The 15,799-nt window shown below is 33.5% G+C and carries 13 protein-coding genes and 1 pseudogene; 11 read left to right on the plus strand and 3 right to left on the minus strand.

The window, feature by feature from the left end; translation table 11 throughout:
- Positions 1 to 4 precede the first annotated feature (4 nt).
- Together DOK78_RS08720 and DOK78_RS08725 are read right to left on the minus strand one after the other, a co-directional pair.
- Positions 5 to 1,069 (minus strand): ABC transporter permease, encoded by a 1,065-nt coding sequence (locus DOK78_RS08720; protein ID WP_207940718.1) that lies wholly within the window; start codon positions 1,067 to 1,069, stop codon positions 5 to 7.
- 610 nt (positions 1,070 to 1,679) lie between these two features.
- Positions 1,680 to 2,556 (minus strand): annotated as a pseudogene (locus DOK78_RS08725) (MurR/RpiR family transcriptional regulator).
- Positions 2,557 to 2,772: 216 nt separating this feature from the next.
- On the opposite strand from DOK78_RS08725, the gene DOK78_RS08730 reads away from it, so the two are divergent.
- Both DOK78_RS08730 and DOK78_RS08735 read left to right on the plus strand, forming a co-directional pair.
- Positions 2,773 to 3,747 (plus strand): Gfo/Idh/MocA family protein, encoded by a 975-nt coding sequence (locus tag DOK78_RS08730; protein ID WP_207940717.1) that lies wholly within the window; start codon positions 2,773 to 2,775, stop codon positions 3,745 to 3,747.
- 11 nt (positions 3,748 to 3,758) lie between these two features.
- Positions 3,759 to 4,784 (plus strand): NAD-dependent epimerase/dehydratase family protein, encoded by a 1,026-nt coding sequence (locus DOK78_RS08735; RefSeq protein WP_207940716.1) that lies wholly within the window; start codon positions 3,759 to 3,761, stop codon positions 4,782 to 4,784.
- 98 nt (positions 4,785 to 4,882) lie between these two features.
- Here the strand turns inward: DOK78_RS08735 and DOK78_RS08740 are convergent, their stop codons facing one another.
- On the minus strand, positions 4,883 to 6,799 hold the full coding sequence (locus tag DOK78_RS08740) for a BglG family transcription antiterminator (RefSeq protein ID WP_207940715.1): 1,917 nt from the start codon (positions 6,797 to 6,799) through the stop codon (positions 4,883 to 4,885).
- Positions 6,800 to 6,922: 123 nt separating this feature from the next.
- On the opposite strand from DOK78_RS08740, the gene DOK78_RS08745 reads away from it, so the two are divergent.
- From DOK78_RS08745 to DOK78_RS08785, 9 genes are all read left to right on the plus strand, one after another.
- Entirely contained in the window at positions 6,923 to 7,234 is a 312-nt protein-coding gene (locus DOK78_RS08745; RefSeq protein WP_207940714.1) for a PTS sugar transporter subunit IIB, read from the plus strand.
- 16 nt (positions 7,235 to 7,250) lie between these two features.
- Entirely contained in the window at positions 7,251 to 8,474 is a 1,224-nt protein-coding gene (locus DOK78_RS08750; RefSeq protein ID WP_207940713.1) for a PTS sugar transporter subunit IIC, read from the plus strand.
- A 16-nt stretch (positions 8,475 to 8,490) separates the two neighbouring features.
- Positions 8,491 to 8,856: a PTS lactose/cellobiose transporter subunit IIA gene (locus tag DOK78_RS08755; RefSeq protein ID WP_207940712.1), complete on the plus strand. Its 366-nt coding sequence runs from the start codon at positions 8,491 to 8,493 to the stop codon at positions 8,854 to 8,856.
- Positions 8,849 to 10,285: a glycoside hydrolase family 1 protein gene (locus DOK78_RS08760; RefSeq protein ID WP_207940711.1), complete on the plus strand. Its 1,437-nt coding sequence runs from the start codon at positions 8,849 to 8,851 to the stop codon at positions 10,283 to 10,285. Before DOK78_RS08755 ends, DOK78_RS08760 begins: the two co-directional genes overlap by 8 nt.
- A 267-nt stretch (positions 10,286 to 10,552) precedes the next feature.
- Entirely contained in the window at positions 10,553 to 11,341 is a 789-nt protein-coding gene (locus DOK78_RS08765) for an IclR family transcriptional regulator (protein WP_207940710.1), read from the plus strand.
- A 21-nt stretch (positions 11,342 to 11,362) separates the two neighbouring features.
- Positions 11,363 to 12,967, plus strand: coding sequence for an ABC transporter substrate-binding protein (locus tag DOK78_RS08770; RefSeq protein WP_207940709.1), 1,605 nt, complete (start codon positions 11,363 to 11,365; stop codon positions 12,965 to 12,967).
- A gap of 92 nt (positions 12,968 to 13,059) precedes the next feature.
- Positions 13,060 to 14,061 (plus strand): ABC transporter permease, encoded by a 1,002-nt coding sequence (locus DOK78_RS08775; RefSeq protein ID WP_206600730.1) that lies wholly within the window; start codon positions 13,060 to 13,062, stop codon positions 14,059 to 14,061.
- A gap of 27 nt (positions 14,062 to 14,088) precedes the next feature.
- Positions 14,089 to 14,952, plus strand: coding sequence for an ABC transporter permease (locus DOK78_RS08780; protein ID WP_207940708.1), 864 nt, complete (start codon positions 14,089 to 14,091; stop codon positions 14,950 to 14,952).
- 12 nt (positions 14,953 to 14,964) lie between these two features.
- Positions 14,965 to 15,798 carry an ABC transporter ATP-binding protein gene (locus tag DOK78_RS08785; protein ID WP_207940707.1) on the plus strand — a complete coding sequence of 278 codons (834 nt, stop codon included), beginning with the start codon at positions 14,965 to 14,967 and terminating at the stop codon, positions 15,796 to 15,798.
- Position 15,799 lies beyond the last annotated feature (1 nt).

Below are 15,799 nucleotides of genomic sequence, written 5' to 3' on the forward strand. Positions count from 1 at the left end.
ACTCCTATCCAATAGCTTTTAAAGGATCAATTTTTACTACTGCTCGCACAGAAAAGAAGGCACCTAAGATAGCAAAGAGTACCATTAAACTACTAATTGCTGCTAAAAAACTACTATTTGTTTCAAAAGGTACTTGAGCTGGTAGGAGATAAGACGTGCCAGTAGTAGCCAATAATCCTATTCCTACACCTAAAAATGCTAATATAAATGTCTGTGAAATGACTGATCTAGCAATATACGTACTCGAAATTCCTTGTGCTTTCATCACCCCGAAAATATCTGTTTTTTGCATCGTTAAAACATAAATAAAAATGCCGATTACAATGGCAGCAATGATAATTAAAAAACCAATCATAAAACCAAATGTTAGCACTTGTGCGTTATAGCCAGGCAAATTATTGATAAATGTAGCAATAGATATTTTCTCTAAGTTATCAGGCAGATTGCTGACTTTACCTTTCGTTACAATTGCGTTAATTGGTACATCTTCGGACTGATTTCCGTTTTCAAAACGAATTTCTTGGTATGTCTCCATAGAAATATAGAAGACTGGTGCAACATTGAATTTAGCATTTTCTATAAACCCAACTATTGTTAATTCTGTATTACTTCCAGATACCTTTAATTGATCGCCAATCTGTAAACCATATTGATTTCTTAGACTGTCATCAACGACTGATTCATTTTTTGTTTCAAACATTCTTCCTGTTTCAATTTTAGGAACTAAAAATTGGTCAGGTGAAATGCCAAAAAAGATAGTGTTAATTGTCTCTTTTGTTCCTTTTTTTGAAACGACAGCAGGGAGTTGTGCAAGAATCGCTTTTTCTTCTGCGTTGACTTCCTCGTAAGTTTTGATAGGAAACATTGACATATTTAAATTATCGTTAGCGTCTTCGGCAATTAAAATATTATCTGCTTTCCACTGGTCTACTGCGTTTCGATTATCTTGTGCTAATCCGTATGCTAAGCCAGTCAAAAAAAAGACAAGATAGGCGATTAAAAACATGACACCTATCACTAAAAAATAACGTAACTTGGAATGCTTAATTTCTCTTAGAGCTAAAAACATCAAATTCTCCTTTCTACTTATCAGTTGATAAGTAGATTCTAGCACAAATATAATTAGATAGTAAATTATCTGCTTTTTATTAAAAAGATAGAGATTTATTTTGTTTATTACTGTTATTTTTTTACCTCGTAAAATAGTTAGTAAGAAAGATTGACTCTGTTATACTTAATAAGTACTTGTTTCTAGAAAAGTTGGGAAAATGGTTATAAATCCTTTGATATTATGTAGAACGTAATAATAGAATTCATTCTTTTTCTAATTGTAAAAAGAGGATTAAAGAAAATAATGGAGGATTAATTACGATGAAAAATGTAATTTTATTAGATAATTATTTGAAGGAAAAGAGGATGTAACATTTAAAAAAAGTGATGGAATGATACCCTAAAGGAGTTAGATAAAATAAATCTCACAAAATTAAAGAAAAAAGACTAAATAACTGAAGTAGTTACTTAGTCTGCACTAGCTAGTAAGAATTTTCGATAATAACTTTTAAAAATTCAAACAGCGATAATCTAATTTTTGCACTGTTGTATTAAGAATAAAAGTATGATAGCTCCAAGAAAGTATCTCTTGATAATCAGCGTTTTTTCGATGCGAATTTTTTAGTGATTTAATCACTAACAGTATTTTCTGAAAGAATTCCCTGCTCTAAAAGCGCATGTTTTCTTTTTAAATTGACAAGATTTTTTTTAAATTCTTTCGCATATAAAATTGAAAAAAATAGTATCTAATAGATATTGAAAGGCAATTTGCGAAGAAAACGTGCCTATTTTTAAAAAATCATATTCATTTTGACTGATACCAATAGAAAGAGTGGCTAAATCATTGAGTTCTGAATGAGGATTACCAGTTAATAGGATTGAAGGAATTCGTTTTTCTTTGAAATAAGTAAGAATTTTAAAATGCTGAGTTGATTTGGCCCCATAAGTAACAAACAACGCACAATCTGTACTATTAAGATTTGCTGCAGTCCATGCTTCATCTGCATACTCATCAGCTACAATTAAAAACTTATTTATTTTAATCATTTTATTTTGAAAGCTGCGGGCACGAATTTGAGAATCGCCTTTAGCAAAGAGAAAAATACGATTCGCTTTTGTTAACATATCAGCTACTTCTTCTAAAACTGCTCCATTCACTTGAAATTGCGTTAATTTGATGGTTTCAATTGTTAAATCGGCCATCTTTTTAGCAATTTGATCTGGAGAATCATTTGGTTCGAATGGAAAATTCACATCCACTTGCTCTTGTGTGTAGAGTTTACTATAAGCGGCTTCAGATAGTGCAATTTTAAAATCTCTAAAACCTTTAAAGTCTAGTTTTTTAGCTAATCTGACGACAGCAGAATGTGAGGTATAGGTTTGTTTGGCAATTTTTTTTATGTCGATAGTAGGAATTTGCGTTAGATTTTCTAAAATATAGTCGGCAATTTTTTGTTCGTTACTAGTGAAATTTTCTTGATTTGTTAACTGTTCAATGATTAACATCGCAGTAACCTCCTTCTATAAAACTATCATATACTATTTTTTCTATTCATTCATGGCAATATTTCTTTAGATGAACAAATTGTTCACTAAATATATATAAAAGTCCAATTTTTATGAAAGTTTTGACCAATTAATTGAGAAGAACTTTTAAAGCATAGAAGACCTAGATATACTACATATATATTCTATAAGAAACAGTGAAAGTGGAGGAAGACAATGAAATTAGCTATATTTGGCTCCGGGATGATTGTACAAGATTTTTTAACAATAGCAAAGGAAATACCTCATTTAGAACTGCACTCAATTTTAGGAACAGAGCGTTCATTACCGAAAATCAAAGAATTAGCAAAACAATACGGCATTCAGACATTCTATACAGATGTTGACAAAAATTTATTAGATGATGAAGTAGATACGGTTTATATTGCCTTACCAAACCATCTGCATTATTCATTTGCTAAAAAAGCTTTAGAAAATGGCAAACATGTTATTTGTGAGAAACCTTTTACGTTAACACTTGCTCAATTAATTGAGTTAGAGCAACTAGCTAAGCGTAAAAATTTAATCTTAATCGAAGCGATAACCAATCAATATTTATCAAACTATCAAGAAATCAAAGAAAACTTAGCTTCAATTGGTGAGATTAAATTAATAGAATGTAACTATTCACAATATTCTTCTAGATATGACTCGTTTAAACAAGGCATTATTTTGCCAGCATTTGATCCGCAAATGGGCGGAGGCGCGTTGATGGATATCAATATTTATAACATTCATTTTGTTGTGGGAATAATGGGAAAACCTAAAAAAGTAACCTATTTTGCCAATAGTGAACGACAAGTTGATACTTCAGGTGTCTTAATTTTAGACTATCCGCATACGAAAGCGGTATGTATCGGAGCGAAAGATTCTTGGACACCGTCTAAATCAGTCATACAAGGGACGAAAGGCATCATTACTGTAGAAAGTCCTGCAAATACGGTAGAAAATTATAAAGTGACACAACGAGATCAAGTCTCGCAACTAATGAATAAGAACAAACATAACCATCGAATGATGGAAGAATTTTTACATTTTGTCAAAATAATAGAGAAAAATGATTTTGATGAAGCTAACAAACGGATGGAACATTCAAAAATTGTCATGCAAGTAGTTGAAGAAGCGCAAGCTAGTTTGAAATCTGAAGTATAAGGAGGAAAAAGATGCAGAATATTCTTATTATCGGGGGAACAGGAACGATTTCTTTACCGACAACCTTGAAGTTATCTGAAAATCCACAAAATAGAGTGACAGTTATCAATAGAGGATCAAAAAATGATCAGTTACCTTCAAATATAACAGTAGTCAAAGGTGACATTAACAAGCCTGATGAAATTCAAGAATGGTTAGCCGATAAACATTTTGACTCGATTATTAATTTTGTTATTTTTAATCCAGAGTCTGCCCAAAAAAATAGTCAACTTTTTAAAGAGCACACCAATCAATTTGTCTATATTAGCACAGTTGCTGCTCTCAATCATCAGAATAATTGTCTTGTGAACGAGGAGTCTACTTATGGCAATGAATTTTCCAACTATGGGAAAAATAAAGCTGCAGCAGAAGCACTTTTTTTAGAGGAATTTCATACCAATAATTTCCCGATTACGATTGTTCGACCAACTCAAACGTATTCAGAAGATAGAATTCCCCTCAGTATTAAAGGGAAGAATTGTTGGAGTGTTGTGCAACGAATGATTGCAGGAAAAGAAGTAATTGTTCATGGAGAAGGACAATCTGTTTGGGCAAGTACGCATGCGTCCGATTTTGCGGAAGGAATTTATCCTATAATAGGTAACACACAAACGATTGGTGAAATTTATCAGATTATGAATCCTGAACCGCATACTTGGGATATGGTGTATCAATATTTAGCCGATGAATTAGCAGTTGAGTATAAACCTATCTATATACCAACTGATTTTCTAAAAGAATCTACACGTTATAACTTTTCTGAAAGCATTCAAGGAGATAAAAGATGGTCCAATATATTTGATATTTCTAAATTGCTCTCAATAAATCCAACCTTTACATGCAAGATATCTTTAAAAGAAGGCTTGCAAAAATATTTAGAGCATATGGATGCACATCCTGAATTAAAAGAAGTAGATGAAGAATTTGACAGCTGGTGTGAAGAAACAATTACCAACTTTAAAGTGGTAAAAGAAAAATTTTTAACTTCTTTTGATTAGTGGAGTGATTGATTACTCTTAATCCATACGAAAACAATTGACTTCAAATAAAATAACCAAAAAGCTAAACGATAAAAAAATTCGTTTAGCTTTTTGGTTTAATTAGATGTACAGCATTCAATCAATTCTTTAGTGAAGGAATCGAAAGAAGTGATTTGACTCAATTTTTGTATATTGTTTTCTTCGGAACAAATCATAGCTAAATTATCAAAAATTTCTCTAAAAACATGTCGATTCAAGTAATTAATTGATATCAAAAAAATAAGAGTGACTCGGTTATCATGCCATTGTATGCCGTTGGGATTTGCAACAATTGAAATACAAGTTTGTTTTGCATTCATAGTCAAGGAATGCGGAATTGCAACAGCTCCGTATGCGGTGGATGATAGTTGTTCTCTTGCCATTACTTGTGAAAAAAAGGATTCATCTACCATACCGTCAGCCTCCATTTTTTTACATAATTGTTGTAATAATTCATCAAAGGCTAAATTTTCGGTCGTGTATAAAAAGTGTTCTTTACTAGCTATGGATAGAAAATTTTTGGAGAAAATATCTTTGCGTTTTTGCTGTTTGATGTCAAATATTTTTTCTGTAATTTGCTGTCTGTTTTCTAAAGTAAAAAAAGGATTAATGATGACATAAGGTATAGTGACTACTTGTTTTAATTTTACGGCAGAAATAATTAGCTCTGTATCAATAAACTGCAATTCTTTTTCATTTGTAAGAATATTTTGGATATCTAAATCATCAGCAAAGTTTTTTTGTAATTTTTCTAAGACTTGAATATTCATATTATAGTAAAGAGGAACTAAAACGACACATTTTATTTTTGTCGTTCGCTGTTTTTGTACTTCCAAAGCATAACCTAAATGAAAGGCGATATAAGCAATTTCATCTTCATTAATAGTGTAAGCTAATTCTTCTTGAATCATGTGGGAGACTTGAACCGCACAATCATAAATGAGCGGACATTCTTTTTTTAATGTTTCCGTCATTGGATTTCTAATTGTATAGTCATTGTTTAATCGATAAAGTAAATTTTTCATATGCAAAGCAAAACGAATATAAAATTCAGGCTCTGTATTATCAATAAAATACAATTCACGCACTTTAGTTAAAATTTTTTCTACTAAATTTAAACAGCGTTCGTCTATAATTCGTTTTAACTCTTCAATCGAAATTTGTGTAAAATTGATGTTTGTTCCATTGGCAGCAATCAATAACGAGAGATCTCTTATTTCTTCTTTAGAAAAATAAATATCGTAGTGTAAAGAAACATTTTCAGCGATTTTCTCCGCGATTTCAAGAATAGATATAGGAATAGATTGAGAAGAAATCATCTCTGATTTAGGAAATTGAAAATTATTTTTCATTCGATCGATTGCGATTGCCAAATGAATAACTATATTTGTTAACGCATAATCATTCGTAAAAAAGGCGTCATTAGAAAAAATTTCTGCCACAATTTCTTTAATGTAGTCCAAATCAAAATCAGAAAAACTTTCCTGCAATTTGGTAATATCTCCAAAATTATTATCTAATTCGGCCAACAAAGTTGTATGGATTAGTTGGCGTTTAGCTTTTTCTGTACCTAAAAGCTGTAAGGTATTCTTAGTATATTTGATTTCAAGCGAGTGACTAGAGCATTTCTTTTTCAACAGCTTTATATCATTTAATAATGTTGATTCACTAATAAATAACTCTTCAGTCAATTCGTATATCGAAATTGGTTGTTCAATGGAAATAAGTTTCAATAATAAATAAGAAATTCTCTCTGCTCGTGTTTCAGGAACATTCACTTCGGTATTATCCAAGAATGCTGCCAACTTATTAGAATTTACTCGATACCCTTTATTGGATGAAACGACTATTTGTGGTGCTAATAGTTGGATATCTGCTACATAAGATTTAATCGTTCGCTTAGACAACGCGAATTGAGCAGCTAATTGATTAGAAGAGACCCAAGTATGTTGTTCATTTATATATTGCAAAAGTTTGATATATCTTGTTTTCAATTAACATCCTTCTTTCTTTCACCCCTATGGTGCAAAAAAATATTTGTTTCACCTTGGAGAATTTCTTATAGTATACCTATAAATGATAGCGTTATCAATAAAAGGATGGAAAGAGGAATTACAATGAAAAAAATGAATGTCTTATTAGTTTGTGGATCAGGTGCAAGTTCAGGTTTTATGGCGGCTAATATTCGTAAGGCTGTTTCTTCACAAGGTTTAGATATCAAGATTACAGCTAGAGGAGAAAGTGAAATTGAAAACTACATTGATGAGATTGATGCGTTGATGGTTGGTCCGCATCTAGCTTATATTCTTGATGAGGTGGAGGAGTACATTGGAGACGCACCAGTCAAAGTTATTTTAATGAAACCAGAGTACTATGCTACATTGAATGGCGAGCAAGCATTAACACATCTACTAGAAGAAATGAAATAAGGATGGAGGAAGAAATATGAAACCATTTATTAATTGGCTTGAGGGGAGTTTTACTCCTCGAATGAATAAAATTAATCATAATACATGGATTGTTACTTTAAAAGATTCTATCATGCAAGCTTTACCACTGATTTTTTTAGGTTCGTTATTTGCAATGTTAGCTATTTTAAATGATTATTTTCCTAGTTTACCTAATTTTTGGGTATTGTATGGTTGGACAATGGGAATGATTTCTTTAATTATTTCATTTTTAATTCCATTTAACTTGATGGAGAAAAAAAGATTGAGAAAACAACGAATCAATGCGGGTATGTCAGGAGTGATTTTGTTTTTAATTATTATTTCGCCACAGGTAATCGCAGATGGTCAACCTGGATTTTCCCATAGTGCATTAGGTGCTGGAGGAATGTTTGTTGCGATTATCTCAGGACTATTTGCAGGGTTTGTTTTAAATATGTTTGGTAAGTTCTCGTTCTTTAAAGAAGAATCTGTTATCCCAGATTTTGTTAGAGCTTGGTTTGATGCAATGTTACCAATTGGCATTGTAATCATTATAGGTTGGTTGTTAGTCGATTTGCTTAAATTTGACGTTTATAATTCAATATTGGCTATTTTTATGCCATTGCAAAATGTTGTCGAAACACCTTGGGGCTTCTCATTAATGATGTTTATTGTGTGTTTCCTCTATTCTTTAGGGATTTCTACTTGGGTGTTGACACCTGTAATAAATCCAGTGTTATTGACTGCGATTCAAGCAAATATAGACGGTACTTCACAAAATCTAGTAACTGATCCAACAATTTATTCTGCTTATTTATGGATTGGTGGGATTGGTTGTACAATGCCCTTGGTCTTTATGTTGATTCGTTCGAAGTCAAAGAAATTAAAAGCCTTAGGAACAGCGTCTATTTTACCAACATTTTTTAACATTAATGAACCGATTGTATTTGGAGCCATTGCATGGAATCCGTTGTTAATGATTCCAATGTGGTTACAAGGAATTATTTTACCCCTAGTTGTATGGTTCTTTACTAAAGTTATCGCATTTGCACCGATACCTATGATTAATTTTCAAATGTGGTATTGTCCATTTCCTATCTCGACTTGGTTAACTACAGGAAGTATCTCAGGGATTTTGTTAATGCTGATCATATTTATTATTTCAGCAGCAATTTGGTATCCATTTTTCAAAACGTATGAGAAACAAGAATGTGAAAAAGAATTGAAAGAAATTAATTAATTTAGAGGTGAGAGATATGGTAAGTGAAGGTACTGTTCAAAAAGCAATGCAGATTATTTTATTCTCTGGCGATGCAAGAAAAAACTGCATGGAAGCATTAAAAGCGATAGAAGTGAGTGATTTTGTTTTAGCTAAAGCTAAAATGCAGGCAGCTAATGAACAAATTGTGCAAGCGCATCGCGTGCAGACGGATGCGATTTCGGCTGAGACTTCTGGAGAAGCGGGTGAGTATTCTGTTTTGTTTGCTCATGCCCAAGATACATTAATGACAATCTATAGCGAAATTAATATAGCAAAACGAATGATACAAATTTTTGAAACGTATGAAGAACGTATTCAGCGATTAGAAAAGAAGATGGAAGGTAGGGAAAATAATGAATAAAATACCTAATGGATTTCCGAAAGACTTTTTATGGGGAGGAGCCATTGCAGCAAATCAAGCGGAAGGTGCTTGGGATGTTGACGGCAAAGGATGGTGTGTTGCTGATATTAATGAGTTTGTACCAGATGTTGCCTTAGATAAAAAGAACAATATGGAAATAACAAGTGAATATATTAAAACAGCGATGTCTAGTAATGACCGCATATTCCCTAAACGAAAAGGTATTGATTTTTATCATACGTATAAAGAAGATTTAAAACTACTTTCAGAATTAGGGTTAAAAACATTCCGAACATCCATTAATTGGTCACGTATCTTTCCTAATGGAGTGGAAGAAGAGCCGAATGAAGCGGGGCTAAAATTTTATGATGATTTATTTGATGAAATTATTCATAATGGGATGGAACCAATGATTACAATGTCTCATTATGAAATTCCTATTCACTTAACAACTGAATATTCAGGGTGGTATTCAAGAGAAGTCATCGATTTTTTTGTTAAATACGGAAAAGTATTGTTAGATCGATATCATGAAAAAGTTAAAAAATGGATTATTGTGAATCAAATTAATTTAATTATTCATGAATCGTTTAATCATTTAGGAATTGCTGAAGATAAAGTAGATGATTTACTTTCGGCTAAATATCAAGGTGTGCACAATGAGATGGTAGCAAGTGCTCTGATTACTAAATATGCTCACGAAAATTATCCTGATAATGAAATTGGTATGATGCTTTGCGGTGGTCCTTCTTACGCAGCATCCAGTAAAGCGACCGATGTATTGGCAACATTAAAATTAAATCAAATGGAATATTTTTATGCAGATGTCTTACTTCGTGGCTATTATCCCGGCTATGCGTTTCGTTATTTTGCTGATAAAGGGATTCAAGTTGAATTTGGAGAAGGCGATGAAGAAGCATTAAAAAATACGGCTGATTTTATGTCATTTTCGTATTACTACACACAAATTGTCGATCAAGATTCTTATGACAAAGATTTAGGACCTCATCGTAACAAAGAGTTGCCAGCAAATCCTTGGGGGTGGACGATTGACCCAATTGGACTTCGAATTCTATTGAATGAATTTTATGATCGTTATCAATGTCCAATTTATATTACTGAAAATGGGATTGGCTATTTTGATAAATTAGAAGATGGCCAAATTCATGACGACTATCGAATTGATTATCTTAGAATGCACATCGCAGAAATGAAAGAGGCAATTAAAGATGGTGTCGATTTACGAGGCTACTATGCTTGGGGACCGATTGATATTGTTAGTTGTTCTTCCAGTGAAATGAGTAAAAGATATGGATTTATTTATGTAGATATCGATGATTACGGTAATGGGAGTGGCAAACGTTTGAAAAAAGATAGTTTTGAGTGGTATCAAAAAGTTATTTCTAGTAATGGAGAAAATTTAGAATAAAAAGATAAGGCAACAACGAACTTGATTAAAAGTCGTTGTTGCTTTTTAGTTTGTTATAAAAGCGGACAACTGCTTGACTATTTTTTATATATGCACTGATTATTACTAAAAAAATTTATTGTTAGGAATGTTGATATAACTAGGTTTCTAAAATGATTATGATAGTTATGTTAAATAATGTGAAGTTTTTTCACATCAAATAGGTTTACTTGATGAGTAAATTATGATAATATTCAGAAAATTAAATAAATGAAACGGTGGTTCGTTATGAGAACCATTTTAGAGGAGGGACCTAAAATTTTAAGTAGTGTACAGCTTTCATTACAAGTAATGAAATGTTTTACCGTTGAAAAACCGGTATGGGGTATTAGGGAACTAGCGCGTGAGCTTGATCAAAGTCATACGAAAATTTTCAGAATATTAGAGACAATGAAAGAAGAAGGTTTTGCGGTTCAAAATCCTGAAACGAAAAAATATAGTTTAGGAACTCCCTATATTGAGTTAGGTAACTTAGTGAAGAAACAGTTTAATGTGGAAGAAGAGTTGCGTCCATGTATGATTGAACTTCGAGATGCGTTAGATGAATCGATATTTTTCACTGTTATCAATCAGCGCCAGGGGAAAACTCTGATTGCTGTCGATTCACAACAAGGTGTCAAATTTACGGCATTTGAAGGAAGTTCAGAACCTTTATATGCAGGAGCTTCTTATCGAGCAATTTTGGCATATCAGAGTCCAGAATTTATTCAAGAAGTATTGTCAGAAGAAATGTTTCCTTATACAGAAAAGACGATTTTAGATAAAGAAGTCCATTATGAAAAATTGGCAGAAATCAGAAAGCAAGGCTATGCCATTTCTTATGGGGAATATACACGAGATGTTTGTGCTATTGCCTTTCCAATTAGAGATGCAAGTTCAGAAGTTCGGGCATCTTTAACCATTTCTGGTCCCCTTTATCGAATTTCAGAGGAAAAACAACAGGACGCATTGAACATAGGTAAGGTCACTCAGGGCAAGATTGAACATATTTTAAAACGATCCAATATCTATTTTTAAGAAAAGAAAGAGGGAGTACAAATGAAAAAGAATTTTAAAGCATTGATGCTTTGCTTTGCAGCAACAGCGCTATTGGCGGCATGTGGTGGCGGTAAAGATTCAGGAACAGAAGCAAGCAAGGGCACAAACACACTTGATCGACCATTTGTCTATGTAGCACAGCAAGTGGTAGGGTCAATTGATCCTGCAAAAGTAATTGATGAAACAGAAATTATTGCGGCAGTCAATTTATATGATCCTTTATTCTATCCCGATACGGCTAATGGCAAAATGGATCCAGTGCCACATCTAGCTTCAGAATATGAAGTATCAGAGGATGGTTTGGTGTATACGGTGAAATTAAGAGATGATGTAACCTTCCATTCAGGAAATCCATTTACAGCAGATGATGTAGTGTATACAATGCAGCGTATGTTGGCGATAGGTCAAGGAAATTCTTGGTTGTGGAACAATGTATTAGATGCTGAAAATGTGAAGAAAATTGATGATTATACCGTTGAATTTACCTTAAACAATGCGTATGCGCCATTTATCTCTTCAATGACACAATTATTTATTGTGGATAGTAAACTGTTAGAAGAAAATACCACAGGCGATGATTACGGACAAGCTTATTTAGAAAATAATGAGGCTGGTTCAGGACCTTATACATTGTCAAAATGGGATCGTGAATCACAAATCGATTATAAAGCGTATGAAGATTATTGGAAAGGTTGGAAAGACAATCAATACAAAGATGTTCAAATGAAAATTATTACAGAAGAAGCAACTGTTAAAACATTGCTTGTTTCTGGACAAGCAGATATGGTTCATCAATGGTTGAATGTTTCAGCCTATAAAGAATTTGAAAGCAATGACAAACTAGTCGTTCAAAAAGATCCAAGTGCAAAACTTCAACATATTCCAATGAATATGCAAAAAGCACCAACTGATGATGAGAATGTTCGTAAAGCAATCGCAGCGGCATTTGATTATGATTCAGCGAACAAGGATATTTTAGGAGATTCAACACAAGCAGTTGGTCCAGTTCCAATTGTTGTTACTGGAAACAATCCTGATGTGACAGTCTTTAAACAAGATTTGGAACAAGCGAAAGAATACTTAGCTGCTTCTAAATACGCAGGACAAGATATTTCAGTAGACTTTATGATTATGGGTGAAAATCCAGAGCAACGTCAATTTGGACAACTGGTATCAGATAATTTATCGAAAATTGGGATTAAAGTAAATATTGTAAATGCAACATGGCCACAAATTACTGAAGCGGCTACTTCGGCTGAAAAAACACCAAACTTAACTTTAATTTCTGATTCATTGAAATATCCTCATGTAGATAGCCACACTTATGGTATTTATCATCCTTCTACACAAGGGAGCTTCCGTACAATGAGTTGGTATGATGATGAAGAAACGACAAATATTTTGGATGAAGCAAGAAAAGAGATTGATATAGATAAACAACTTGAGCTATATAAGAAAGCACAAGAAATTATTACAGCAAAAGCACCATCAATTTATGTAGCGAATCCTACACATAATATTGCTTATGCAAATTATGTTGATGGCTATACTTTTGTTGGATTGATGGGTTATGATATTGCCTTTTACAATTTGAGCATGAAATAAGAAAGTTGAGACAGAAAGGTTTTTTATCAGTTACCTATGATAAAAGCATTCTGTCTCCCTTTCTTTTCACTACTATGGGAGGAGCAGATTAGATGGGACGATTTATAGGAAAAAGAATTCTTGGCTTAATTCCAACAATACTAGGATTGATTTTGCTTATCTTTTTATTATCAAGAATTATGCCCGGAGATTCTGTTCGATTGGCATTAGGGCCTGAAGCAACGCAAGAACAGATTGTGGCAATGGAAAATCAATTAGGGTTACATGATCCACTGCCGGTACAATTTTTTAATTACATTAAAGGATTATTTGTCGGAGATATGGGGTTGTCTTTACGCTCCGGTCGTAATGTTTGGTTGGATATTAAAGACACCTTTCCAGCGACTTTTGAATTATCTTTAGTCTCAATGATTATTTCAGTAGCAGTAGGAATTCCTTTAGGTATTTATTCTGCGGTGAAGAATAATAAAATTTCTGACCACATTATTCGTATTGTCTCTTTATCAGGAATTGCGTTGCCACGTTTTTGGTTAGCAATTTTATTGCAATTGATTTTTTCTTATTGGTTAGGCATTTTTCCAGTTATTGGTCGAGGGAATGTTGCGGTTGAGTCGATTACAGGCTTACGTTTGTTAGATAGTTTGCTTACAGGGAATTTTGCGGGTTTCACAGATAGTTTTATTCATATTTTATTACCTGCTATTGCTTTATCGATTGCAACTGCTGCTCAGATTATTCGAATGACACGTACAAATATGATCGATCAAATGAACAAAGATTATGTGTTAGCTGCGGAGTCTTATGGCTTGCCAGAAAATCTAGTGTATCAACGATATATGTTGAAAAATGCGTTCATCTCGGTATTGACAACAGTCGGAATGCAGTTTGGATCATTGATTGGGAATGCATTTCTTGTAGAAGCTGTGTTCGGTTGGCCAGGAATGGCACAATATGCCATTCAAGGAATCTTGTATAAAGATTACAACGCAATCATTGGTGTGACATTGGTTATTGGTTTGTTCTTCGTCTTAATTAATGTCATTGTTGATTTACTTTATGGATTCTTTGATCCAAAAATTAAATTAGATGCGTAATAAATGAAAAAACAATAGGAGGTTCATATGGAAGCAAATGTAAAAGAAAGAAAAGCTCCTGGGAAAATCCGGAAACTCCTAAAAAATAAATTGACGCTTGTTGGATTGATTATTGTAGCATTAGTAGTCTTTGCTGCGATTTTTGCAGATTTTATCGCTCCTCATCCAAGCGATGTCACTGGTTCGATTGATTTTTCATTAATGAATCAACCGCCTAGTAGTCAATATATTTTTGGGACAGATGAAGCAGGAAGAGATATTTTTAGTCGTGTATTATTTGGTGCACGTTATTCTTTAATCATGGGTGTGGTTGTTTTAACTGTGGCGATTGGGATTGGTGTCCCGTTAGGCTTAATTGCTGGATTTTGGGGTGGAAAAGTTAATGCTGTCATCATGCGTTTGACAGACATTTTTTTATCAATTCCATCAATTATCTTAGCGATGGCTGTGGCAGCAATTATGGAACCCTCTTTATTTAACTCAATGGTAGCTATCTCTTTTGGTTGGTGGCCATGGTTTACACGATTAGTTCAAGCAGAAACGTTAAAGATAAAAAATGAACAATTTATTTTAGCTTCAGAAGGAATAGGTGCTAGTAAATGGCGCATCGCCTTTATTGAAATTTTACCAAACTGTTTATCTACAATTATCGTTAAAGCCTCTACAGATATTGGATTTGTTATTCTGACTGGTGCGAGTTTAGGGTTTTTAGGGTTAGGTGCACAACCACCCGCTCCTGAATGGGGAACAATGGTGGCTGAAGGGCGAGTTTATTTGCCGACAATGTGGTGGCAAACAACATTTCCTGGTTTAGCAATTTTAGTAACAGTGCTAGGATTCAATCTTTTAGGCGATGGATTAAGAGACTTCTTCGACGTAAGAGTAGACTAAGGGGGAGTAAACATGACAACAGAGAATTTATTAGAAATCAAAAACTTATCAATAAGTTTTAAAAATGGACCAGAAGAGGTGCCAACATTACACAATATCAATATTTCTTTAAAACCTGGCGAATTGGTCACCATTGTTGGTGAATCTGGCAGTGGCAAAACAATCACGGTTCGTTCCATTTTAGGATTACTTAAAACGCCACCAACACTCTATACAGGTGGCAGTATCCTTTATAAAGGAAAAGATTTGTTGAAGAATAAGAAAAAAGATTGGCGTGAGATTCGAGGAAAAGAAATTTCGATGGTCTTTCAAGATCCAATGACAGCATTAAACCCTGTGTTTACCATTGGTGAGCAGATGATGAATGTTTATTTATATCAAGGGAAAAAACGCGCCCGCCGTTGGTTTGGTAAACCTTCAAAAGAAGAAAAACAAGCAGCTCGAGAACGGGCAATTGAGTTACTTAATAAAATGAGTTTGCCTGATCCAGAAGGGTTGTTGGAGCGTTATCCTTTTGAACTTAGCGGTGGGATGCGTCAACGTATAGTAATTGCGCTTGCACTTATCCATACACCTAAGCTATTAATTGCTGATGAACCAGGGACAGCTTTAGATGTAACGGTTCAAAATAGTATCAATAAAGAATTACAGCGTTTAGTCAAAGAAGAAGGAATCTCGATGTTGTACATTACACATAATTTGGGTGTCGCTAAAGAAATGGGTGAACGAACTTACGTCATGCAGTATGGAAAAGTTGTTGAAGAAGGCAATACAGAAGATGTCTTCTTACGACCAAAAGAAACCTATACGAAAGATTTATTAGCGGCGTTGCCAAAACTTGTTTAGG

This window comes from Enterococcus sp. DIV2402 (assembly GCF_017426705.2).
Taxonomy (GTDB): Bacteria; Bacillota; Bacilli; order Lactobacillales; family Enterococcaceae; genus Enterococcus_F; species Enterococcus_F lowellii.